A 25058-nucleotide genomic window follows, 5' to 3' on the forward strand; every position below is an offset into this window, starting at 1 on the left:
CCCGTTGTCCTTGCCGGCATCGAGCCAGACAGCGGGGGCCTGAGCCTGCCATAACCGTTCGCACAGCCGACGGCGCTGCCGATATATCCAGGTTAATCAGTCATATCCGGCCGACAACCTGGCTGGCCGTTCGGTCAGAAAACCCTTTTTCCCGCGACGAAATGCACGATAACGAACACCCCCTGCAAAGACGCCGCTGTGCCCTTCATGCAACACAGACCTATAGTTGAGTACATTGATTTTATTAGATAATTTTCAAAATAACCGCCCTTGAAAAGGGACCGGTACCAATTTTCATGTGAGCGCTAACATTCTCTCGTTGCAGGCCCCCATGAATCTCCATATGCATTTATATGACTACGGTGTGACGCGCTGAACGGCGGCACTCCGGGCCGAAACGCGTGGGGCTCGACCCACGAAAATAAGATACCCAGGGAAGGGAAACGCCATGAGTTGGCCCCAGAATTCCTATCGTTCCTTCGTGCTGGCCGGCGCGTCCGTGCTGGTTCTCGGCGCCCTGACCGCCGCTTCCGTGGCGCGGGCCCAGGCCGCCGCCGCCGATGACGAACTTCAGGAGATCGTCGTCACCGGTCAGCGCTTCGCCGTTTCCGACGCCGCCAAGCGCAAGGCCAACGCTGACCAGATCCTAGACAGCATTTCCGCCGACGACGCCGGCAAGCTGCCGGACAACAGCGTGACCGAAGTGCTGCAGCGCGTCCCCGGCGTGTCCATCACCCACTTCGCCGCCGTGGGCGACCCTGATCACTACTCGGTGGAAGGCTCCGGTGTGACCGTGCGCGGCCTGTCCCAGGTCAGCAGCACCCTGAACGGCCGGGAGGCTTTCAGCGCCAACGGCGGCCGCGCGCTGCTGTTCGAGGACGTGCCGCCGGAACTTCTGGCCGGCATCGACGTCGTCAAGAGCGGCACCCCCGACATCATCGAGGGCGGCATCGGCGGTTCGGTCAACCTGCGCACCAAGATGCCGTTCGACTACGACAAGGAGACCATCAGCGGCTCCGTCGGCGCGAACTACGGCGACTTCATCCAGCAGACCAAGCCCGATGCCTCGATCCTGTACGCCAACCGCTGGCAGACCAGCATCGGCGAGATCGGTGCGATGTTCGACGTCGCCTACAGCGACATCAGCACCCGCCACGACACCATTCAGGTCGAGCCCTACTTCCCGCAGACCTTCAACGGCAAGAACGTCTACGTTCCGGGCGGCTTCGACTGGCGTTCGGGCAACTTCGACCGCAAGCGCCTGGGCGCCTATGAGGCCCTGCAGTGGTCGCCCAACCCGGACCTGACCTTCTACCAGACGGGCTTCCGCTCGGATTACTGGAGCAAGTCGACCGAGGCGGGCGTCTACAACACGGGCGGCAACGCCGTCACCGTGTCCCCTGGCAGCACCAGCACCTTCGGCCCCTCGGGTGGGCTGCTGACCTCCAACAACCTCAGCTCCACCGGCTGGGATCCGCTGCAGGTGGGTTCCGAGACCGGCGGCAGCCTGGCCACGGTCAACCCCGGCCTGACCAACCAGCACAACGTCACCACCGACCTGTCCCAGGGCATGAAGTGGACGCCGACGTCGAACTGGACCATCAACACTGATTTCCAGTACGCCGTCTCCCAGGCGCAGACGCAGCGCATCGACCTGTTCTCGCAGGTTTCGGTGCCCAGCTACGCCATCGACCTGACCGGCGACCTGCCGTCCATCAAGGTCAGCAACCCGGCGCAGGTGGCGGATCCGTCGCGCACCATCTGGTACGCGACCATGGACCACCTGGAAAACCACATCGGCCGCGAGCTGTCGTGGTCGGGGGATGCCGAGTACAAGGTCTCGGAGTCCAGCTTCCTGCGCGCCATCAAGGTCGGCGCCCGCTTCGCCGACCGGACGGAGAAGGACAACGTCTCGGGCTATAACTGGGTGGGCCTGACGCCGTCGTTCAACGACCCGTCTACCTTCAAGTACCTGAGCAACGCCGCCCCTGGCGACGTGACCGTCAGCGGCTTCAGCAACTTCTTCCGGGGCGCCACGGCCCTGCCCAGCGCCGCCGCCTTCCCGTCCTGGGCTTTGGCGGAGGGTTATCCGGAAAACCTGACGGCCATCCACCACGCCTACGGCCTGCCCGGCGATAACACCCAGCCGGTGACCTATACGGCCGCCACGCTGTCCCACACCAAGACGCGCACCGAATCCGCCTACATCATGACGCGCTTCGGTGAGGACGACCTGTTCGGCTGGAAGATGAACGGCAACTTCGGTGTCCGTATCGTCAACAACGAGAACAGCAGCGAAGGCTCCATCCAGCAGCCGACCGGCACCGTGTTCTACAACGGCGCCTCGGGCACCCTGCCGGGCGGCTTCACCGCCAACAGCGGCGGGCACAACAGCCTGATGGCCCTGCCGTCGTTCAACATCCAGTTCATGCCGCAGGATGACATCCATCTGCGCTTCGCGGCGTACCAGTCGATGTCCAACCCGAGCTTCAACGCCCTGAACGCCTCGGGCCAGATCAGCCTGATCACCAACGCCAGCCAGCAGATCACCGGCGCCACCACCTACGCCGGCAACCCGGACCTGAAGCCGCAACTGTCCAACAACCTGGACGTCTCGCTGGAATGGTACATGCCGGACGGCCAGGTGCACTTGGCCGGCTTCTACAAGCAGATCAAGGATTACATCTCCTATGGCGTGACCCCGCTGAACCTGCCCATCGCCCTGCCGGGCGGCGTGACGCAGGTCATGCCGGTGTCGTCCAGCGGCTATTTCAACGCCTCGCCCGCCTACATCAAGGGCGCCGAGTTCGGCGTGCAGAAGTTCTTCAGCTTCCTGCCCGCCCCGTTCGACGGCCTGGGCATCGACGCCAACTTCACCTACATCAACAGCCGCAGCCCCGGCGACCTGTCCTACGACATGCTGGGCAACCGCATTACCGGCCTGCCGGTCGATCTGCTGTCCAAGTACAACTACAACATCACCGGCATGTACGAGAAAGGCCCGATCTCGGCCCGCCTCGCCTACACCTGGCGCAGCAAGTACCTGCTGACCCCGACGGCCAACGGCACCAACGGCACCTACACCAATGCCGCCGGCCAGACGGTCACCTACAACCTGCCCATCTTCTCCGACGACTACGGGTCGCTGGATGCGTCCATCGCCTATAGCTTCGACGACCACATCACCCTGACGCTGGAAGCCCAGAACCTGACCAACAGCGAGACCAAGACGCTGATGGGCTATGGCAGCCAGCAATACGGCCGCAGCTGGTTCGTGGCCGACCGCCGCTACAGCGCGGTGGTGCGCTTCACCTACTGATCGGCCCCCAGGGTCGACACGGTAGTGATAAAGGGAACCCTCGGCCTGTCATGGGCCGGGGGTTTTCCTTTGCCAAGGTCTGAGGCTCTATTGGGTCCCGGATCATCATGGGAGAGAACGGGCATGGCCGACACCAACGCCCCCGATGGCACCCGCGCCAACGGCGCACCGGTCAGGAACGTCCTCATCGTCGGGGGCGGCACCGCCGGCTGGCTGGCCGCGGCCTACCTTGCCCGCACGCTGTCCATCGGCCAGCCGGGCGGCGCGCGCATCACCCTGGTGGAATCGGCCGACATCGGCATCCTGGGCGTGGGCGAAGGTACCTTCCCCAACATCCAGCGCACCTTGCGCCGCATCGGCATCGATGAATCGGTATTCATGCGCGAGAGCGAGGCGACCTTCAAGCAAGGCATCCGCTTCGATCACTGGCAGCATGCCCCGGGGTCCGGGGAACGCGACCACTACTTCCATCCCTTCCAGTCCGCCATCAGCCGCCAAGACCTGGACCTGGTGCCCTATTGGCTGCTGGGTGCCGCCGGTGAGGGCGTGCCGCTGGATACTGCGCTCACGATGCAGAAGCGGGTGGCTGACGCGGCCCTGGCGCCCAAGCGCTCTGGCGATGCCGATTATGCGGCGCCACTGAATTATGCCTATCATTTCGACGCGGTGAAGTTCGCGCGCCTGTTGCGCGTCGTCGCCACGGATCTGGGCGTCCGCCACGTGATCGACACGGTGGACGCCGTGCCCCTGGACGAAGCAGGCGCCATCGCCGGCGTGGTCACGCGCGAGAACGGCACCCTGACAGCCGACCTCTACATCGACTGCACCGGCTTCCGCGCCCAGCTGATCGGCCAGGCGCTGAAGTCCCCCTATCAGTCCTGCCGCAAGTGGCTGTTCTGCGACCGCGCCGTGGCCCTGCAGGTGCCCTACGACCAGCCGGACGCCCCCATCCCCTCCTACACTATCTCCACCGCGCATGAGGCCGGTTGGACCTGGGACATCGGGCTGGAGACGAGGCGCGGCATCGGCCACGTCTATTCCTCCGACCATACCGACGACGCGCGGGCCGAGCAGGTGTTGCGCGACTATATCGGCCCGGCGGCCGCCGGCAAAACGGCCCGCACCTTCCGCTTCGAAGCCGGTTACCGCCCGGAACCCTGGGTGCGCAACTGCGTCGCCATCGGCCTCTCCAGCGGCTTCTTCGAGCCGCTGGAATCGACCGGTATCGTCCTGATCGAGGTGGCGTCCGTACTGCTGACCAGCCTGTTCCCCTGGGCGGGCAACATGGACACGGCGGCGCGGCAGTTCAACCGCATCATGCGCCAGCGCTATGAACGGGCGCTGGACTTCCTGAAGCTGCACTATTGCCTGACACGGCGGACCGATACCGCCTTCTGGCGCGACAACGCCGACGCCGCCACCGCGCCCGACACGCTGCACGACCTGCTGGACCGTTGGCGCCATCGCCCGCCGGAGGGGTTGGACTTCGATCTCAACCTTGACACCTTCAGCGAGGCCAGCTGGCAATTCGTGCTGTACGGCATGGGTTACCACACCGATCTCAGCGCCCAGGCCGGCGCCTTCCGCCACATGGATGAGGCCCGTCAACAGTTCGCCGCCATCCGCGCCAGCACGGAGCAGGCCCTGGGCGCCCTGCCCCGGCACCGCGACCTGATCACTCAGATTTACCGCCACGGCCTGCGCCCGCGCACGCCCTTCGGGGGGCCCCCTTCCGGCCGGGCCAGCCTGTCCTCCGGCATGGCCGGCCTGTCCCGTTAAGCGCCCACCCGAGCCAGGTCTTCACTCCATGTCTGATAAAACCGCCGGAGGTCCTTTCCGGCGGTTTTTGACTCTTGTCTGAAAAATACGACCTGAGTCCTAGGCCTACAATGGTAGCGACCGCGGAGCGGCAGTGGCGGGACGTGGGGACCGAAACCGCACCGTCTTTGTCACCGATAGCGGCATCCGCGCAACACCTAGCCGCCGTGGCGAGTGCACTACCAGAGGTGGCCGCTATGTATAGGATTCAAAAACGCTTTTTTAATATTCGCTACGCTATGGAGCGTTTGCATATTGGTCAAGTCCGCGATTTCCTAACATTGCGTAAAGGAACGCTACCATTTTTGATGGGAGCGCTAACATTCTTTGGTTGCACGCCGGCGAGAAGTCCCATATGGATTTATATGACCACAGGCTAACGCCCCAGAGCGGCGCCTTGGTAAAAAGAGCCGCGGTTCTGCCGTGGAATAATATAAATCAGGGAAGGGAAACGCGATGCGACGCTCCAATCGCTCCTATCGTAATTTCATGTTGGCGGGCGCTTCGGCGCTGACCATTGGCGCGATCGGCGCCACGTCTTTCGCATATGCACAAACCGCCTCTCCGGCGGCGGGCGATGATTTGCAGGAAATCGTCGTCACCGGCCTTCGCAAGAGCATCGAAAGCTCGCAGGCCATCAAGCAGAACTCGGAACAGATGGTGGATTCCATCACCGCGACGGACATCGGCGCCTTGCCCGACCGCAGCGTGACCGAGGCCCTGCAGCGCATCTCCGGCATCACCATCCAGCGCACGCCCGATCCGCGCGACGCCGACCGCATCTCGGTCGAGGGCGACGGTGTCCAGGTCCGCGGCCTGAGCTGGGTCCGCGGTGAATTCAACGGCCGCGACAGCTTCTCGGCCAAGTCCGGCCGCACGCTGAGCTTCGCCGACATTCCGTCGGAACTGATGGCCGGCGTCGACGTCTACAAGAACCCGTCGGCCGATTTGGTCGAAGGTGGCATCGGCGGCACCATCAACCTGCGCACGCGCCTGCCCTTCGACAGCGAAGAGCGCATCCTCGCCTACTCCGCCGATTACAGCTATGGCGACCTGGTGGGCAAGGGCAAGCCGTCCGGCTCCGCCCTTTACAGCGACCGCTGGAACACCGGCATCGGCGAAGTGGGCGTGCTGATTGACGTGGCGGACGGCAAGTTCGCCAGCCGCACCGACACCGTGTCGGTCGACCCCTTCCAGGCGCGGACCGACCTGGTGCCCGGCCAGACCGTCTATGTCCCCACCGGCTTCGGATACCGCAGCCTGGAATTCACGCGTGAGCGCAAGGGCATCGTCGGCGCCCTGCAATGGCGGCCCAGCAGCGACCTGGAATTCACGGCGCAGTACATCCGGTCGGAAGCCACGGAAGAGTCGCTGGAAAACGCCATCGGCCTGGACTCCGGCACCGGCAACGGCCCGGCCGCCGGTACCAGCTTCAAGTACGACGCCCAAGGCAACTATATCTCCGGCACCATTGCCGACACCGTGGGTGGCACGACCAACAATCCCGACGTCATCGACAGCCGCTATGACATCAAGGAATCGGTCACGTCCGACTATTCCCTGCACATGAAGTGGACGCCGACCAAGAACTGGAACATCAGCGGCGACGCCCAGTACATCGACGCCACCAGCAAGCAGCTGGACTTCACGGTTTTCGAAGCGCTGACCAACCCCCTGCCGGCGGCAACGCTGACGCTGAACGGCAGCGGTCTGCCCACCATCAGCATCCCGGCCAACACCAGCTTCATCTCCAATCCCGCGAACTACTACTACAACGCGGCGATGGACTATCATAACAACAACGAGGCGCATGAGTGGGCCGAGCGCCTGGACGCCGAGTACAGCTTCGACGACGCCGATTGGCTGAAGTCCTTCCGCTTCGGCGTCCGTCACACCGACCGCAAGTCCATCACGCGTGAAACCAACTACAACTGGGGCGGCGTGGTGCAGAGCTGGGGCGCCAACGGCATCCAGACGCTGAACCAGACCACGCCCGGCGCATCGTCGGCCAGCGTGTGGCCCCTGCAGAATTTCTATCGCGGCGGCGTGACCGTCCCGACACAGTTCGTCATCCCCAGCGCCTCCCTGAGCAAGGGCTTCTACAATGGGGTCGCGGCCCAATTGAAGGCCCTGTCGGCAGCGGACTCCTATGGCAACTGGGTTCCGTTCAACGGCGACTACAGCAGCTACAACGGCGGCGGTGCCGGTGTGAACACCCAGACGGAAGAGACCACGGCCGGATATGCCCTGGTGCGTTTCGAACATGACGTGCCCTTCTTCGGCGGCAACAAGCCGTTTGACGGCAATGTCGGTTTCCGCGTCGTCAATACCGACGCGAAGGGCACCGGCAACGCCAACTTCGTAACCGTGACCAACCTCAACGGCGCGCCCTCGTCGGACCTGGCCTTCGCCAACGGCGCCCGCACGGTCATCAGCGGCGGCCGCAACTACACCGATCTGCTGCCCAGCGTGAACTTGCGTCTGAAGCTGCAGGACGACCTGCAGTGGCGCTTCGCCTTCGCCCAGTCCATCGTCCGTCCGGACTTCTCGCAGTTGCAGCCGTCCTTGAACATCGGTGCGACCGCCGGTCTGCTGGACAGCAGTGGCCACTGCCAGAGCCTGGGAACGGGCGCCACCGGCAACTGCGTCTACCAGTGGACGGGCTACGCTGGTAACCCGAACCTGAAGCCGATGCGGTCCAACCAGTTCGACACCTCGATCGAGTGGTACTTCGCCCCCACGGGCAGCATCACCGCCGCGGTGTTCAACAAGGACGTGTTCGACTTCATCACCACGTCGCCGCAGAACGTCGCCTTCACCAACAACGGCGTGACCCGGAACGTCCTGGTGGTGCAGCCCTACAACGCCGGCCAGGGCAGCGTGAAGGGCTTCGAGTTCGACTACACCCAGTTCTATGATTTCCTGCCGGGCCTCCTGAGCGGCCTGGGCTTCCAGGGCAACGTCACCTTCGTGCAAAGCGAGGGTGGCCGCAACGCGGCGGCCAACCCCTACGACGCCACCCAGGTCACCAACGCCGCGCCGACGAACACCAGCCTGCCGCTGGAGGGCATGTCGAAGTGGAGCTACAACCTGGCGGGCATCTACCAGAAGGGCCCGTTTGAGTTCCGCCTGGCCTACAACTGGCGCCAGCGCTACCTGCTGACCACATCGGCGGCCAACATCAACATTCCGGCCTGGTCCGACGACTACGGCCAGTTGGACGCGTCCTTCTTTTACACCATCAACAGCTACCTGAAGGTGGGTGTGGAAGCGGCCAACCTGACCGACGCGCAGACCCGCATCCTGGTCGGGTACCCCGGCCACCTGACCTTCCACAACTGGGTCGACGCCGACCGGCGCTACGCCTTCGTCATCCGCGGCTCCCTGTAACGCTTTCTCCTGGGGAGTCTCGTTGTCTGGCCCTGTCTCTTCCCGGTCGCGCTGGTCGCGGCCGGGGAGGCAGGGCCGCCTTTTTTAAGGCCGTTCCCTGCCGTAAGCTGGGCGGCCAACGATAAGATCATGTGGGGGGATGCCGCCATGGCCGAGGCGATGCGGAGCGGGCGTAGGATCGTGATCGTGGGCGGCGGCACCGCCGGCTGGATGGCGGCGGCCGTCCTGGCCCGGGTGCTGAAGGGCAAATACGGCGCCATCGAACTGGTGGAATCAGCCGAAATCGGCACCGTCGGCGTGGGCGAGGCCACCATCCCGCCCATCCAGTTCCTGAACCACCTGCTGGGCATCGACGAGGTCGACTTCGTCCGCAAGACCCAGGCGACGTTCAAGCTGGGCATCGAATTCGTCGATTGGACGCGGCTGAACCACCGCTATTTCCATCCCTTCGGGCCGCATGGCCACACCATCGACGCCGTCTCCTTCCATCATTACTGGCTGCGCCAGCAGTCCCAGGGCGACACCAGCGACATCGGCGACTATTCCCCCTCCACCGTCGCGGCGCGGATGGGCAAGTTCCAGCCGCCGGCGCCGGACGCGCGGCCCGGCGGCCCCGTTATTGCCTACGCCTACCATTTCGACGCGGGCCTGTACGCCCAGTACCTGCGGGGCATCGCCGAGCGCAACGGTGTGAAGCGCACCGAGGGCAAGATCGTCCAGGTGACGCAACGCGAGCCCGATGGCTTCATCGATAGCCTGGTGCTGGACAACGGCACCCGCGTGGAGGGCGACCTGTTCGTCGATTGCTCCGGCTTCCGCGGCCTGCTGATCGGGGAGACGCTGAGGGCCCCGTACGAGGACTGGTCCCACTGGCTGCCGTGCGATCGCGCGGTGGCCGTGCCGTGCGAGGGGGTGGCGGCGATCACGCCCTACACCCGCTCCACCGCGCGGGCGGCCGGCTGGCAATGGCGCATCCCGCTGCAGCACCGTATCGGCAACGGCCATGTCTACAGCAGCCGCTTCATCAGCGACGACGAGGCGACCGCCACCCTGCTGGCCAACCTGGACGGCAAGCCCCTGGCCGACCCGCGCCTGCTGCGCTTCACCACCGGGCGCCGCAAGAACTCCTGGACCAAGAACTGCATCTCCCTGGGCCTGGCCTCCGGCTTCATGGAACCGCTGGAATCCACCAGCATCCACCTGGTGCAAAGCGGCCTGTTCCGCATGGTCTCGCTGCTGCCCCGCGACGGGTTCGAACAGGCGACGGTAGATGAGTACAACCGCCTGACCAACATCGAATACGAACAGATCCGCGACTTCCTGATCCTGCATTACCATGCGGTGGAGCGGGATGATTCCCCGCTGTGGAATTACTGCCGCACCATGGAAATCCCCGACAGCCTGCGGCACAAGATCGACCTGTTCCGCGCCCGAGGCCGCATCGCCCGCTTTGACGAGCAACTGTTCGCCGAGCCCAGCTGGGTTGCCGTGTTCCTGGGCCAGGGCATCCAGCCGCACTCCTACGACCCGGTAGCCGACGTCATGCCGGAGGCGGAGGTGACGGCGCGCCTGGCCCGCATCCGGGAGGCCATCCGGCGCATGGCGGACGCCCTGCCCACCCACGCCGAGTTCATCAACCGGCATTGCCGCGCCGACCGGCCGGTGGCAGCATGACAACGCTGGCATCCCCGGGAAGATGTCCAGCCAGGGGGTAAGAAGAACAACGGGATGGCCTGATATGAGTGCATCGGGGAGCGCATCGGGATCGGGTGCCGACGGATCGGGCGACCGCATCACCGTCATCGACGCCTTGCGGGGAACGGCCCTGGTGGGGTTGTTCCTGCTGCACACCATTGAGCATTTCGATTTCCTGAGCGACGTGGCCGTGCCGCCGGCCTGGCTGAAGCCGTTCGACACCGCGGCCCACGACACGGCCTTCTTCCTGTTCGCCGGCAAGGCCTACGGCATCTTCGCCCTGATGTTCGGCATCAGTTTCTCCCTGATCCTGGGCAGCTGGTCGCGGCGGGCGGGCAGCGCGTCGCTCCGCTTCCTGTGGCGGCTGGCCGTGCTATTCGCCATCGGCTATCTGCACGGTCTGATCTACTGCGGCGACATCCTGACCATCCTGGCCGTCATGGGCGCGCCCCTGGTGCTGCTGCACCGCCTGGGGGACCGGGTTCTGCTGGCCCTGGCGGCCGCGCTGCTGATCCAGCCGCCCACCCTGTGGCTGGTGGCGGGCCTACTGAGCGGCACCGCCCCCACGCCGGCCGTCCCCGTCCACTGGACGGTGTATGAGGGCCTGATGCCCATCTACGCCCACGGCGGCTTCTGGGACGTGGTGAAGGCCAACCTATGGCAGGGCGTGCTGGCCCGCACCTTCTGGACCATCGAGACCGGCCGCTATATGCAGATGATGGGCCTGTTTTTGGTGGGCCTGGTGGTGGGGCGCAACCACATCCTGGAACGGGCATCCCAGCATCGCCGCCTGCTGCAGGGCGTCCTCGCCGGCGGCGCGCTGGCCTTCGCCGTGCTCTATCCCCTGAAGCGCCTGGCGGAGGGTGCCGGCCTGCCGCCCATGACGGCCTATGAGGTGACGAACCTGGCCAGCGCCTATTGCGGCCTGGCGCAGATGGCCGTCTGGGCCAGCGGCTTCGTCCTGCTGTATCCCCGCATCCAGTCCCTGGCACCGCTGCGGGCGCTCGCCTCCTTCGGGCGCATGAGCCTGACCTGCTACATCACCCAGGCGCTGGTCTTCGTGCCGCTGTTCTACGGCTTCGGCCTGGGGCTCTATCGCTACATGGGCCCCTTCTACAGTGTGACCAGCGGTATCGCCTTCGTCATCCTGGAATGCGTCCTGGCCCATTGGTGGCTGCGCCACTACCGCTACGGCCCCCTGGAATGGGTCTGGCGCGCCGCCACCTTCCGCACCCTGTCCCTGCCCCTGCGCCACACCCCGAAGGCGGCGCTGGCGAAGGCGGCGTAAATCAAAACGCCCGGGACCAGCCGATCCCGGGCGTTCGTCGCTCCGACAACGTTCGGCGAACTTACTTGGCCTTGGCCAGCGCTTCCTTCACCACCTTGTCGGCCAGGGGGGCCATCGCGACATAGCCGGCCTCGGTCGGGTGCACGCCGTCGGAGGCCAGGCCGGGCTTGAAGTCGCCCTTGCCGTCGCCCACCACGTCCTTGTAATCGACGAACAGGGCGCCCACCTGGGCCGCGTAGTCCTTCAGCCAGGCATTGTGCGCGGCGATCTTGGGCGCCGGGTCCAGGCCATGGCGCCACTTGAAGTCCAGCGCCGGGGGAATGCCGGCCAGGATCACGGTGATGCCGTGCTTCTGCGCCAGTTCAACCATGCTCATGATGTTGTTCTTCAGCTGCTGCGGCGATACCGGCCCCCAGTTCTGGGCCAGGTCGTTCGTACCGGCCATGAGGTGCACGACCTTGGGGTGCAGGTCGATGACATCCTGGCGGAAGCGCAGCAGCATCTGCGCCGTGGTCTGGCCGCTGATGCCCCGGCCCACGCGGCCGGGCGTGAAGAAGCCGGGCGTCTTGTCCACCCATAGCTGGGTGATGCTGTCGCCCATGAACACCACCTGGACCGAACCGGGCGCCAGCTTCTCATTGTCCGCGGCGTAGCGGTTGAGATAGGCGAAGTCGTGGTGCAGGCGGTCTTCCTCTTCCTGGTGCCACTTGGCCACCTGCTCGGCGCTGGGCGGCTTGTTGTCCTCGGCCAGCGCCGGGGTAGCCATCAGGCCGGCCAGCATCAGGGCAGCGGCGACGGTACGTTTCTTCATTCTCAAGGTTCCTCCCACGCGGCCCCGCAGCCGGGACCCAAATTAATAAAGCATCTTAATTTAATTGACCGTCAATGGCCCGGGCAGATGGAGCCCGCCGGATCGGCCGACAGCCGCACCGTGGCCAGCGACAGGCGCAAGGTGCCGCCGGTGCTGAGGGCAAAGGGGGTGGTGACCCGGGACAGGTCGGCCCCGGCCTGCTTGAAACAGGACAGCTTGACCTTCAGGGTCTGCCATTGCCCCAGGGGGGCGGCCTTCAGCACGCTGGTCAGGTCCAGAGCGCCCGGCGCGGCAGGCCCGGTGCCGCTCCCCGGGCCGGAAATCAGCCAGACGGTGCCGGCCGGCGCCTCATCCACCCGATAGTCCACCTGCAAGGACAGGGCGCCGTTGGCCTGACGTGTCAAGTCCAGGCCGTTGCCGCCGGTCACGGCGATGGCGGCCTCCCCCTTGCCGGTCCAGCTCAGCTGACGGCCAGCACCTTGTATGCCGCCGGCATCCACCGGCTTCAGCGCCAGGGCGCCCGCCACCTCGGTCACCGTGCCGTCGCCCGGCACGGGCACGCTGGCGGCACCCTGGCGCAGCACGAAGCTCCACGGCGCGGGGTTGCGGCCCTTCACGAAATAGGTGTCGATGTTGGCCGCCGCCGCGTCCACACCTGACACCTCCGGCAATTGCGGCACGGTCACGGGCTTGGCGTCGGCGTAACGCAGGCCATAGCCGAAGGGGAACAGCGGATCATAGGGCTGGCGCAGTCGGTTCAGTGTCGCCTGCGCCGCCGTCTTGGGCCAGGAGTAGGAGAGCTTGCCGGTGAAGTCGTAGCGCGGCCGGCCCAGCATATCGCCCACCAGCACGTCAGCCACGCCGCCGCCCTCCGACCCCGGGAACCAAGCCGCCACGAAGGCGTCGGACGCGTTGATCTCCGGATTCACCCACAGCGGACGGCCGGACAGGAAGACGGACACCACCGGGATACCTTGGGCCTTCAGCTTCCTCAGCAGCGCCAGATCCTGCTTGTCGCCCGCCTGGAACTCCAGGCTGGGAATGTCGCCCTGGAACTCGGCATAGGGCATCTCGCCGAACACCACCACGGCCACGTCCGGCTTGGTGGTGTAGCTGCCGTCGGCGCTGAGGTCCACGGTGCCGCCGCCGGCGGTCACCGCCTGGCGGATGCCCTCATAGAGGGAAGTGGCGCCGGGGAAGTCGCTGTTCTTGTTGCCGGTGCCTTGCCACGACAGGGTCCAGCCGCCGGTCTGGCGGCCGATCTCGTCCGCCGCCTCCCCCACCACCAGAACGTGGGACTTGGCCTTCAACGGCAGCACCTGGCCGTTGTTCTTCAGCAGGACCAGGGATTTGCGCACAGCCTCGCGCGCCAGGGCACGGTGCTCGGCATTGCCGATGACGCCGTCCTTCAGCTCGAACGGGCGGGCGGGGTCGAACAGGCCCAGCTTGGTCTTCACCCGCAGGATGCGGCGCACGGCATCGTCGATGCGCGCCATGGGGATCGTGCCCGCCTTCACCTGGGCGACGGTGTTGGTGAACAGCGCCTTCCAGTCGTTGGGGGCCATGAACATGTCCAGGCCGGCCAGAACGGCGGCGGGACAGGAGTCCGCCGTGCAGCCCGGCACCTGGCCGTGGCCGTTCCAGTCGCCGACGACGAAGCCGTCGAAGCCCATGCGCCCCTTCAGCACGTCGGTCAGAAGCGACTTGTTGCCGTGCATCTTGGCGCCCTGCCAGCTGGAGAAGCTGGCCATCACCGTCATGATGCCGGCGCCCACCGCCGCCGGATACCCCGCCGCGTGGATGCGGATCAGGTCCTGTTCGCTGATGGCGGCGTCGCCCTGGTCCACGCCGTTGGTGGTGCCGCCGTCGCCCAGGAAATGCTTGGCGGAGGCGGCGACATGGCCGTGCTGCAGCGCCTGGCCGGCGCCCGCCTGGCCCTGCAGGCCCAGCACCATCTCGCCCGCGTACTGGCGCACTATCTCCGGATCCTCGGAGTAGCCCTCATAGGTGCGGCCCCAGCGGTGGTCCTGCGGCACCGCCAGGGTGGGACCGAAAGCCCAGTCGATGCCGGCGGCGGCCGTCTCCTGCGCCGTGGCGACGCCGATGCGGCGGATCAGGGCGGGGTCGTGGGCGGCGCCCAGGGCGGAGTTGTGGGGGAACAGCGTGGCGCCCACCACGTTGTTGTTGCCGTGCACGGCGTCGATGCCGAACATGATGGGAATGGCCACGTGCCCGGGCCGTTCCGCCAGCGAGGCCGCGCGGAAGGCGCGCGCCGTCTCCACCCACTTGTCCGGGCCGGCGCGGTCGTCGCCGCCCGCCGGCGCGCTATCGCCGCCCGCGAGGATGGAGCCCAGGGGGTAATCGGCCAGGTCGGCCGGGGTCACGGTGGAAATGTCGGCCTGGATCATCTGGCCGACCTTGTCCTCCAAACTCATCCTGGCCATCAGGCCGGTCACGAAGGCTTCGGTCTTGGCGTCCACCAGGCCCTTGCTCTTGGCGGCCGGCCACAGCTCAGGGTGGGCGACGCCGCGGGCGCTGTCTGTCACGGTGGAAGCTGCCTTTTGCGGGGGATTTGAGGTTTGCCGGGCTGAAACCTGGGGCGGCGCCAGGGCCGCAAGCAGTAAAGCCGGCGTCACGGACGCCAGAAGGGCCATGCGGTGCTTCATGGGTGTTCCTTGTTCTTCTCAGGTCTTCTTGGGTGCCGCTAGCCGATGCCGCCACCCGCCCCGGACCTCCCTAGTGCCGGACAGGTGGATCCGCGGGGCCCCGTCCCACCTCTATTCCCGTCGGGATGGGCGGATTTCCAGGGGCGCGAATTAGTAGGATGATAACGCTATCATCCACCCCCCGCAAGCGAGCCACGCCTTGCCCCATGATACCGGTCACATTAGGATCACCGGCAACGGCGGCGCTGATCGCCGGTGACGGAGGAAACGGGCGCCCCAGCGCGGCCGGCGGCCCGACGGGCCCGCCGAATACCAATCCCCTGTCGTGACTGTCGATCCACCGAGGGGAAGGTCGCCTGCCCATGTCCAGCATATCGCGCCGGGAAATCCTGATGGCCAGCGCCGCCGCCCTGCTGTCGGCCAGCGCCACGCGGCCCGCCCTGGCGCAGGAGGCACCGCCCGCCGCCCCGGTGGCGCCCCTCCCCACCCCGGATCCGGCCCAGACGCTCTGGTACAACCAGCCCGCGGCGCAGTGGGTGGAGGCGCTGCCCGTGGGGAATGGCCGGCTGGGTGCCATGGTGTTCGGCGGCATTTCCATGGAACGGCTGCAGTTGAACGAGGACACCTTCTACGCCGGCGGGCCTTACGACGACGTTAATCCGGAGGCCAAGACCAACCTGCCCCAGGTGCGCGAGCTGATCTTCCAGGGCAAGTATAGGGAGGCGGAGGCGCTGGCCGGCGCCAAGCTGATGGCCAAACCCCTGAAGCAGATGCCCTACCAGACCCTGGGCGACGCCGTGCTGCTGTTCCAAAGCCTGGATACGGTGCACGACTATCACCGCCGGCTGGATCTCGACACCGCGGTGACCACCACCCGCCTCGTCAGCGGCGGCGGCGCCTGGTCATCCACCCACACGCGCGAGGTTTTCGCCAGCGCGCCGGACCAGGTGATCGTCACCCGGCTCTCGGCCAACAAGCCGGGCCTGATCAGCGCCAACCTGTCGCTGCTGACGCCGCAGAACGCCACCTTGGTGGCGGATGGGCCGGACGGCCTGCTGCTGACCGGCATCAGCCCCAGCCGCTTCGGTATAGAGGGGCGGCTGAAATTCGCCGTGCGCCTGAAGGTCATCGCCAGCGGCGGCACGGTGCGGGCCGGCAGCGACGGCATCGTCATCGACCACGCGGATGAGGCCGTGGTGCTGATAACCGCCGCCACCGGCTATAGGCGCTACGACGACATCAGCGCCGATCCGGCGGCCCTGACGGCCGCCACCCTGGCCCAGGCCGCGGCCAAGCCGTATGCCCGGCTGCTGGCCGACCACGTGGCGGAGCATCAGCGCCTGTACCGCCGCGTGGCCCTGGACCTGGGGACGACGCCTGCCGCCGGCCTGCCCACGGATGAACGTGTGCGCGCCGCCGCCCCCCAGGACGACCCTGCCCTGGCCGCCCTCTACTTCAACTACGGCCGCTACCTGCTGATCAGCAGTTCCCGCCCCGGCGGCCAGCCTGCCAACCTGCAGGGCATTTGGAATGAACAGGTGGATCCGCCCTGGGAGTCCAAGTGGACCATCAACATCAACACCGAGATGAACTACTGGCCGGCGGAGCTGGTGGACCTGGGCGAATGTGTGCAGCCTTTGGTGGGCATGCTGAAGGACCTTTCGGAAACCGGCGCGCGGGCGGCACGGGACATGTACGGTGCCGGCGGCTGGATGGCCCACCACAACACCGATGTCTGGCGGGTGGTGGGGCCGCCGGACGGCCCCAAATGGGGCCTCTGGCCCATGGGCGGGGCGTGGCTCTGTCGTCACCTGTGGGACCATTACGACTATGGCCGGGACAAGGCGTTCCTGGCCGACATCTACCCCATCCTGAAGGGCGCCTCCCAGTTCTTCCTGGATACGCTCCTGGTCCTGCCGGGCAGCGACTGGCTGGTCACCAACCCGTCGCTGTCACCGGAAAACGTGCATCCCCTGGGCACCACGCTGTGCGCCGGACCAGCCATGGACCGGCAAATCCTACGCGACCTGTTCGCCAGCATCGTCAGGGCCGGCGAAATCCTGGGCAAGGACGCCGATTTCCGCGCCAAGGTGGCGGCCGCGCGCGAGCGCCTGCCGCCCGACCGCATCGGCGGGGCCGGCCAGTTGCAGGAATGGCTGGAGGATTGGGACATGCAGGCGCCGGAAATCCACCACCGCCACGTCTCCCACCTCTACGCTGTCTATCCCAGCGACCAGATCACCCGGCGGGACACGCCGGACCTAATCAAAGCCGCCCGCAAGACACTGGAGATCCGGGGGGACGACGCCACCGGCTGGGGCTTGGGCTGGCGCCTGAACCTGTGGGCGCGCCTCGGCGACGGCGACCATGCGCACGCGATCCTGAAGTTGCTGCTGGGCCCCGACCGCACCTACCCCAACCTGTTCGACGCCCACCCACCCTTCCAGATCGACGGCAACTTCGGCGGCACGGCCGGCATGGTGGAGATGCTGGTGCAAAGCATCGGCGACGATATCGAGCTGCTGCCCGCCCTGCCCCGCGCCTGGGGCCATGGCAGCCTGCGCGGCGTGCGGGTGCGCGGCCAGGGCCGGCTGGACTTGGTCTGGAAGGACGGCACGCTGGCGCAGGCGGCCCTGCGCAACGCCGGCGCGCAGCCGCAACGCTGGCAAGTGCGATTGGGCGAGGATGTGGTGGCGGTGACGGTGCCGGCCGGTGGTGAAAAGCGCGTGGCCCTGAAAAACGGCAGGCTGGCCCTCGCCTGAGGACCAGCCCACCGCTCCTCATGGATGCCCCTGCGCTCAGGCCGCGCGCAGCTGGGCCAGGAAGGCGTCGACCTGGGTGCGCAGTACCTGGGCCTCGCTGGTCAGCTCGGTGGAGGAGGCCTCGACCTCCGCCGACTTGCGGGCCGTCTTGCCGGCGCGTTCGTTGACACCGTAGATGTTCTCGGTGATCTCCTCCGTCGCCCGCGCCGTCTCGCCCACGTTGCTGACGATGGCCTGGGTGGCGGCACCCTGCTCCTGCACCGCGGCGGCGATGATGGAGGCGATCTCGTCGATGCGCCGGATGGTGGCGCCGATGTCGCCGATGGCCGTCACCGCCTGGCCGCTGGCCCCCTGGATGGCGCCGACGTGGGCGGCGATCTCCTCGGTGGCCTTGGCCGTTTGCGTCGCCAGGGTCTTCACCTCGCTGGCCACGACGGCGAAGCCCTTGCCAGCCTCACCCGCCCGCGCCGCCTCGATGGTGGCGTTCAAGGCCAGCAGGTTGGTCTGCCCAGCGATGTCACTGATCAGTTGGACCACGGCGCCGATGCGGTTGGCCACGTCGGCCAGGCCGTCGACCGTGCCGCGCGTCGCGTCTACCTGAACCACCGCCTCACGAGCCACAACGGCGGAATTCTCCACCTGCCGGCTGATCTCACCGATGGACGAGGACAGTTCCTCGCTGGCCGTTGCCACGGTGCGCACGTTGCCGGCGGACTGGCTGGCGGCGGCCGACACGGTGGTGGTCTGCCGCAGGCTCTCCTCGGCGGCGGAGCCCAGCTCGCGAGCCGTCGTTTGGATGTCGGCGGCGGCCGTCGCCACCTTGTCCACAACCGCGCGCACCGTCGCCTCGAAATGGTCGGCCGCGCTGGCCATGGCGGCCTTGCGCTGGGCCTCGGCCTCGGCCTTTAGCGTCGCCTGCTCGGCCGCCAGCGCGTCGCCCTGGATCAGGCTTTCCTTGAACACCTCGACCGCGCGGGCCATGGCGCCGATCTCATCGCCGCGCGCCACGCCAGGCACATCCACCTGCCGGGCGCCGCCGGCCATGGTCTCCATGACGCCGCGCAGCAGCTCCACGGGGCGGGTGATGGACCGGCCCGTGGCCCAGGACAGCACCAGGCTCAGCGCGATGGCGATGCCGGCGAAAGTGAAGCCCAGAGCGCGGCCGTTGGCAGAGGCGGCGTCGAAGGCCTTCTCCGCATCCTCGGACTGCTTCAGGTTCAGCACCGCCATCTTCTCCAGGTTCTGGGTCATCTGGTCGCGCGCCTCGTCCACCTTGCCGTCAAGCTCACGAATGGCTGGGGTCAAGGCATCGGTTTTCTCCAGTGCCGGCAGCATCTGCTGCTCGAAGATAGCCATGTAGTCGCGTAAGCCCGCCTCAGCACCATCCAGGGCGGCCTTTTCCTCCGGCAGGTCGGCCTCGGCGCGCAGTTCCTTGAACATGGCCAGGATGCCCTGCTTCTTCTCGGCCCAGTCCTTGCGCGTCTCATCCAGGTTGTGGTTGATTTCCGCGTCCGCGACGATGGCGTAGAGGTCGTTGCCGGCCGATACGGCGCGCACCGACTTGGAAGCCACGCCGGACGTGCCCGTCAGCGTCGCCTTGCTCTCGGCCAACCAGCTGAGGGTCAGGGTGAAGACCCCCGCGATCAGCAGGATCATCAGCACGTTCATGGCCGAAGACAGGGTCAGTTTGTGTGCCAGTTTCATCGCGGGCCTCCGGGTTCGGTCACGAAATCCAAGTCAAAAATCAGAAGCGGATGGTGAAGCCGATGAAGGGGTTCACATCATCGGCCGCCTTGCTCAGGCCGATGTTCACACCGCCATCCACGGAGAAGTTCGGCGTCACCTGATAGGTCACGCCTAAGTCCAGGGTGGCGACGGTGGCGGCGTCGGGGCCGGTCTGCCGCTCGCCATACAGCTCGACATAGCCGTCCAGCACCTCCCCCAACGGGTGGCTGAGGCTGACGGAAAAGGTCAGGTCGGGGTCATAGCCATCGCCGATGGCGTTGCGGTTCACGGCCAGCGTGGTCTGCGTGCCCAGTTCCCATTCCCCACCCAGCTTGATGGCGAAGGGCACGCCGATGCCGCCCTCGAACGCGCCATTGCCGTAGGCGGTGGCGGCCGTAGGCAGCTTCACGAAGGGGATCAGGCCCAGGGCGGTCGTGCCCTCGCGATCATTACCCCACAGGTTGATCTTGGCCCGCACGGTCATGTCCGACCAACCGTGAAGCCGGGTGTGGCCGCCGCCCCGCTCGGACAGGCCCATGACGGTGTAGGCGGGGGCGATTATGTCGAATTCGGTGTCGTCCCAGACGCCGATGCGGATGTTGGGCGCCATGAAGACGGACTCGTGCTTGCGCGTGCCGTCGTCGTTATAGAAGTCGCGGTTGTGGCTGACGATGTCCGTCTCGACCTGGACGTGGCCCGGATCGATCGTGTAGGGGCCGTCGGTCTTGTCGGGCCGGTCGGGCGCGAATTCGCGCAGCTCCCCCTCCGCCGCCAGCGCCGACGTCAAACCCGGCGTGGCCAGCACGGCCAGCGCCAACAATCCGGTCCGGAAGTAGAAAGTCCGCAAAGCCAGCCCCGCCCGTGTCGCCTGTGACAAATCGTCTCTGCGACATCACGGTGCCAGGAATGGGTTTCCGGATGGTTAACCGAATGAACCTCCGAAAGTTTATCGGGTAATGAAGCCCCCATCGGGCGGCGCTGCGTGGCCGGGCTCGGCCCCGGGCTCCCTCGGTGGCACATTCCACCAGCCGCCGCCCAATGCCTGGAACAGGGCGGCGGTGTCCATCAGGCGCGCCGCCTGCGCCTGCACCAAGGCCAGCCGCGCCTGGGCCGCCGCCTGCTGGGCCGCCAGCACCGCCGTGGGCGCCGCCGCCCCCAGCTCCAGCTGGCGCCGGGCCAGGGTCAGGGCGTGGGACGCGGCCGCCTCCGCCCGCTGCGCCGCGGCCAGGGCATCGCCATCGCTTTTCAATGCCGACAGCGTATCAGCCACGTTCTGGAAGGCCAGTATCACGGTGGAGCGGTATTGCGCCGCCGCCTGGTCCAGGGCCGCCCGCGCCGCCTTTTCCTTGTGCGCCAGGCTGAACCCTTCGAACACCGGCTGGGTCAGGCTGGCGCCGAAGTTCCAGAAGCCGTTGCCGGCGGTGAACAGGCTGTTCAAGGCCGAGGCGCTGGACCCCGCCGCCCCGCTGAGCGTCAGGTCGGGCAGGCGGTTGGCCACGGCCACGCCGACATTGGCGCTGGCGACATGCAGGTTGGCGGCGGCCAGGCGGATGTCGGGCCGCTGTTCCACCACTCGGGCCGGCAGGCTGTAGGGCAGCTCCGCCGGCAGGACCAGGTCGCCCAGTTGGAAGGTTTCCGGTGTCGGGTCGGCTGGCATGCGGCCCAGCAGGGCGTTCAGCTGATGGCGCTGCTGTTCCAGCTGCTTTTCCAATGGCGGCAGCGTCTGCTCCGCCTGCGCCAGCGCCGTCTCCCCCGCCGCCACGTCGGCGGCCGAAACCTGGCCCAGGTCACGCTGGCGGCGCAGGATGGCCAGGGCTTTGCCGGCGTCGGCGATGATGGACTGGGCGGCGTCGATCTGGCCGCGCAGGCTGGCTTCCGTCACCGCTGCCACCACCACGTTGGACGTCAGGGTCAGGTAGGTCGCCTCGACCTGGAAGCGCTGGCCCTCGGTAGTGGCGTCCAGCGCCTCCTGCCCCCGCCGGGTGCCGCCCCACAGATCGGGGCTGTAGGACACCGACAGCTGCGGGGTGAACAGGTTCAGCTGCGGCGCGTTGTTGGCCGCCGTGGGCGCCACGGTGCCGGTGGGGTCCTTCTGCCGGGTGGCCTGGAAGCTGGCGTCAATGGCGGGCAGGAAGGAACCGGCATTGGCGTAGGCGTTTTCCCGCGCCACGCGCAGGGCCGCCTGCGCCGCCGCTACGTCGGCGTTGTGTGCCATGGCCTCACGTACCAGCCCGTCCAGGGCCGGCGACTTGAACAGCGCCCACCAGTCGGCCGGGATGTCGCGGCCGGCGAGCAGGCTCTGATCCGGCAGCTTGGGCGGCGGGGACAGCGCCGTCTTGGGCGGGGCGGCCGGCGTCTGGTAGTCCGGACCGGCGGCGCAGGCCGTGAGCAGCAGGGCGGGGATGAGATGCAGGACGCGGCGCATCATTCAGCCTCCCCCGGAGTGACAGGCAGGGCCGTGCGGCTGGAGAACAGGCTGATCAGCACCGGCAGCACCACCAGGATCAGGATGGGCGCCAGCAGGATGCCGCCCACCACCACCATGGCCAGCGGCCGCTGCACCTGGGAGCCAATGCCGTGCGACAGGGCCGCCGGCAGCAGGCCGACACAGGCGGCGATGCAGGTCATCATGACGGGACGCAGGCGCGTCTCCGCCGCCTTCACCAGCGCCGACGCCCTTTCCATGCCCGCGTGGACCAGCTGGTTGAAGTAGGAGATGACGATGATGCCCTCCATCACCGAGATGCCGAACAGGCCGATGAAGCCGATGGCGGCGGAGATGGAGAAGGGCGTGCCGGTGGCGGCCAGGATGAAGATGCCGCCGATCAGCGCCATGGGCATGACGCTGGCCGCCAGCAGCGTGTCGGTCATGGAGGCGAAGTTGAGGTACAGCAGCACGCAGATCAGCGCCAGGCTGACCGGGACGGCCACCGCCAGGCGGCGCACCGCATCCTGAAGGTTGCCGAATTCCCCCACCCATTCCAGGCGATAGCCGCCGGGCAGCTGCACCTGCTCCGCCACCTTCTGCTGCGCCTCCAGCACAGCGCTGCCCAGATCGCGTCCACGCACGCTGAACTTGATGGGGATGTAGCGGCCCTGCCCCTCGCGATAGATGAAGGACGCGCCGGAAACCATGCGGATGTCGGCCACGTCGGCCAGGGGGATGGGTGCCGTTCCCGTGCCCAGCGCGGTCGTCCCCACGGTGATGTGCCGGATGGCCTCCAGGCTGCCGCGATCCTCGGGCGATAGGCGCACCATGATGGGGAAGTTGCGATCGCTGCCATCCTCGTACAGGTTGCCCGCCGCCTGGCCGCCGATGGCGGCCTGGACAACGGCGTTGACGTCGCCGGTGGACAGGCCGTAGCGGGCGGCCTTGGCCCGGTCCACCGTGATCTTGATCGTGGGCTGGCCCAGCGACTTGAACACACCCAGGTCGGTCACGCCGGGCACGGTGGACATCACCTGCTTGATGCGGTTGGCAGTCTTCTCCAGCGTCTCAAGGTCGTTGCCGAACAGCTTGACCGAGTTCTCACCTTTGACGCCGCTGGCCGCCTCCTCCACATTGTCCTCGATGTATTGGGAGAAGTTGAACTCGATGCCGGGGAAGCGTTCGGTCAGCTTCGCCTCGATGTCGCGGGTCAGGCGTTCCTTGTCCCAGCCCTTGGGCCAGCTGTCGAAGGGCTTCAGCGGCACGAAGAATTCGGCATTGAAGAAGCCGGTGGCGTCGGTGCCGTCATCGGGGCGCCCGTGCTGGGAGATGACGGTCTCCACCTCCGGATAGTCCTTGATGATGCGGCGAATGCCATCCACCGCCTCCGTCCCCGCCTCCAGCGAGATGGACAGGGGCAGGTTGGCGCGGATCCAGAGGTTGCCCTCTTCCAGGTGCGGCAGGAATTCCATGCCCATGAAACGGGTGCAGACGATGGCCAGCACCATCAGCGCGCCGGCCACGGCCAGCACCAAGCGCCTGTTGGCCAGGGCCAGGCGCAGCAGGGGTGGGTACAGGCGATGCAGCACGCGCACCACCACCGTGTCATGCTCCCGCACCTGTTCGGGCAGCAGGATGGCGCTCAAGGCGGGGGAGATGGTGAAGGTGGCGATCAGGCCGCCGGCGATGGCGTAGGCGTAGGTCTTGGCCATGGGGCCGAAGATGTGTCCCTCCACCCCCGACAGGGTGAACAGCGGCACGAAGCCGGCGATGATGATGGCGGCGGAGAAGAAGATGGCGCGGTTGACCTCGACGGCGGAGTTGGCGATGACGCCGAACCGGCCGCGCAGGATCACCTCCTGCCGCACGCTGTGCATGATGGAGGATTTGGCGAACCGCTCTTTGGGCGGCTGCGCCAGGTGGCGGAAGATGTTCTCCACCATGATGACGGTGGCGTCCACGATCAGGCCGAAGTCGATGGCGCCGACGGACAGCAGGTTGGCCGACTCCCCGCGCAGGGTCATGATCAGGATGGCGAAGAACAGGGCGAAGGGTACGGTGGCGGCCACGATGACGGCGCTGCGCAGGTCCCCCAGGAACAGCCACTGCACGAAGAAGATCAGGATGATGCCCATGACCATGTTGTGCAGCACGGTGTGGGTGGTCAGATCGATCAGGTCCGACCGGTCGTAGATGGTCTTGAGGTAGACGCCCGGCGGCAGGATGCCGGACGTGTTGATCTTCTCCATCTCCGCCTTGGCGGCCAGGATCGTGGGCTTGCTCTCGGCCCCCCGGCGCATCAGCACGATGCCCTGGACGATGTCGTCCTGGCCGTCGCGACCTGCGATGCCCAGGCGCGGCTGGTTGCCCACCGTGACGGTGGCGACGTCGCCCACCAGCACCGGCGTGCCGTTGTTGGCCGCCAGCATGGTGCCCCGGATGTCGTCCAGGGAATGGATCTGGCCCACGCCACGCACCACCATGGCCTGGTCGCCGATGTTCACCGTCTGGCCGCCGACATTGATGTTGGCGTTGTTCAGTGCCTGCAGTACGCCGGGAATGGTCAGGCCATAAGCGGTCAGCTTGCGCTGATCCACCGTCACCTCGTACGCCTTGGTCTTGCCGCCCCAGCCGGACACGTCGATGACGCCCGGCACGGCCTTGAACCGGCGCTGCAGCACCCAGTCCTGCAGGGTCTTGAGGTCGGTGACGGAATAGCCCGGCGGCCCCACCACCTGATAGCGCAGGATCTCGCCGATGGGGCTTTCCGGCGAAATGGCCGGCTGCACACCCGACGGCAGGTTGGACAGCTGCGACAGCTGGTTGACCACCCGCTGCACCGCCTCGTCATAGGTGAAGTCGTAGGTGAACTGGATCTTGATGTCCGACAGCCCGAACAGGGAGACGGAGCGGATGGCCGTGACGTGGGGGATGCCGGCCATCTGCACCTCGATGGGCACGGTGATGTAGCGCTCGATCTCCTCCGCCGACTGGCCGCTGTTCTGGGTCACGATCTCCACCATGGGCGGGACCGGATCGGGATAGGCCTCGATGTTCAGGCGCAGGAAGGCGCCCACGCCCACCACCAGCAGGACGGCCAGCGCCGCGAGCATCAGGACGCGCTGGCGCAACGCGAAAATGACGACCTTGTTCATG

Annotated in this window: 12 protein-coding genes; 6 read left to right on the forward strand and 6 right to left on the reverse strand. The window is 66.8% G+C overall.

Going from position 1 to position 25058, the window contains the following annotated elements:
* The first annotated feature begins 448 nt into the window (after positions 1–448).
* From P5F91_RS25825 to P5F91_RS25845, 5 genes are all read left to right on the forward strand, one after another.
* Complete coding sequence (locus P5F91_RS25825; protein WP_145610084.1) at positions 449–3319, forward strand: TonB-dependent receptor; 2871 nt, start codon at positions 449–451, stop codon at positions 3317–3319.
* 123 nt (positions 3320–3442) lie between these two features.
* The gene (locus P5F91_RS25830) at positions 3443–5098 is read left to right on the forward strand and encodes a tryptophan halogenase family protein (protein WP_277908655.1); all 1656 of its coding nucleotides are present in this window, start codon (positions 3443–3445) and stop codon (positions 5096–5098) included.
* Between the two features lie 495 nt (positions 5099–5593).
* Positions 5594–8527 (forward strand): TonB-dependent receptor, encoded by a 2934-nt coding sequence (locus tag P5F91_RS25835; protein WP_145610086.1) that lies wholly within the window; start codon positions 5594–5596, stop codon positions 8525–8527.
* A gap of 147 nt (positions 8528–8674) precedes the next feature.
* On the forward strand, positions 8675–10201 hold the full coding sequence (locus tag P5F91_RS25840; protein ID WP_277908656.1) for a tryptophan halogenase family protein: 1527 nt from the start codon (positions 8675–8677) through the stop codon (positions 10199–10201).
* Positions 10202–10265: 64 nt separating this feature from the next.
* Positions 10266–11510 (forward strand): DUF418 domain-containing protein, encoded by a 1245-nt coding sequence (locus tag P5F91_RS25845; protein WP_186454672.1) that lies wholly within the window; start codon positions 10266–10268, stop codon positions 11508–11510.
* Positions 11511–11571: 61 nt separating this feature from the next.
* Here the strand turns inward: P5F91_RS25845 and P5F91_RS25850 are convergent, their stop codons facing one another.
* Positions 11572–12321: an SGNH/GDSL hydrolase family protein gene (locus P5F91_RS25850; protein ID WP_145610089.1), complete on the reverse strand. Its 750-nt coding sequence runs from the start codon at positions 12319–12321 to the stop codon at positions 11572–11574.
* A 71-nt stretch (positions 12322–12392) separates the two neighbouring features.
* Complete coding sequence (locus tag P5F91_RS25855; RefSeq protein ID WP_277908657.1) at positions 12393–14867, reverse strand: glycoside hydrolase family 3 protein; 2475 nt, start codon at positions 14865–14867, stop codon at positions 12393–12395.
* Positions 14868–15349: 482 nt separating this feature from the next.
* Between P5F91_RS25855 and P5F91_RS25860 the strand changes: the two genes are divergently transcribed.
* Positions 15350–17749, forward strand: a complete 2400-nt coding sequence (locus P5F91_RS25860) for a glycoside hydrolase family 95 protein (protein ID WP_277908658.1) — start codon at positions 15350–15352, stop codon at positions 17747–17749.
* Between the two features lie 36 nt (positions 17750–17785).
* Here P5F91_RS25860 and P5F91_RS25865 read toward each other — a convergent pair whose 3' ends face one another.
* The 4 genes from P5F91_RS25865 to P5F91_RS25880 all read right to left on the reverse strand — a co-directional run bounded on the left by P5F91_RS25865 (position 17786) and on the right by P5F91_RS25880 (position 25057).
* A complete protein-coding gene (locus P5F91_RS25865) occupies positions 17786–19453 on the reverse strand; it encodes a methyl-accepting chemotaxis protein (protein ID WP_277908659.1) in 1668 nt (555 codons plus the stop codon).
* Between the two features lie 40 nt (positions 19454–19493).
* A complete protein-coding gene (locus P5F91_RS25870; protein ID WP_277908660.1) occupies positions 19494–20321 on the reverse strand; it encodes a transporter in 828 nt (275 codons plus the stop codon).
* A 99-nt stretch (positions 20322–20420) separates the two neighbouring features.
* Complete coding sequence (locus P5F91_RS25875) at positions 20421–21902, reverse strand: efflux transporter outer membrane subunit (RefSeq protein ID WP_277908661.1); 1482 nt, start codon at positions 21900–21902, stop codon at positions 20421–20423.
* Entirely contained in the window at positions 21899–25057 is a 3159-nt protein-coding gene (locus P5F91_RS25880) for an efflux RND transporter permease subunit (protein WP_277908662.1), read from the reverse strand. Before P5F91_RS25880 ends, P5F91_RS25875 begins: the two co-directional genes overlap by 4 nt.
* Position 25058 lies beyond the last annotated feature (1 nt).

Origin of the sequence: Nitrospirillum amazonense, from assembly GCF_029594735.1 — a bacterium.
Lineage (GTDB): Bacteria > Pseudomonadota > Alphaproteobacteria > Azospirillales > Azospirillaceae > Nitrospirillum > Nitrospirillum amazonense.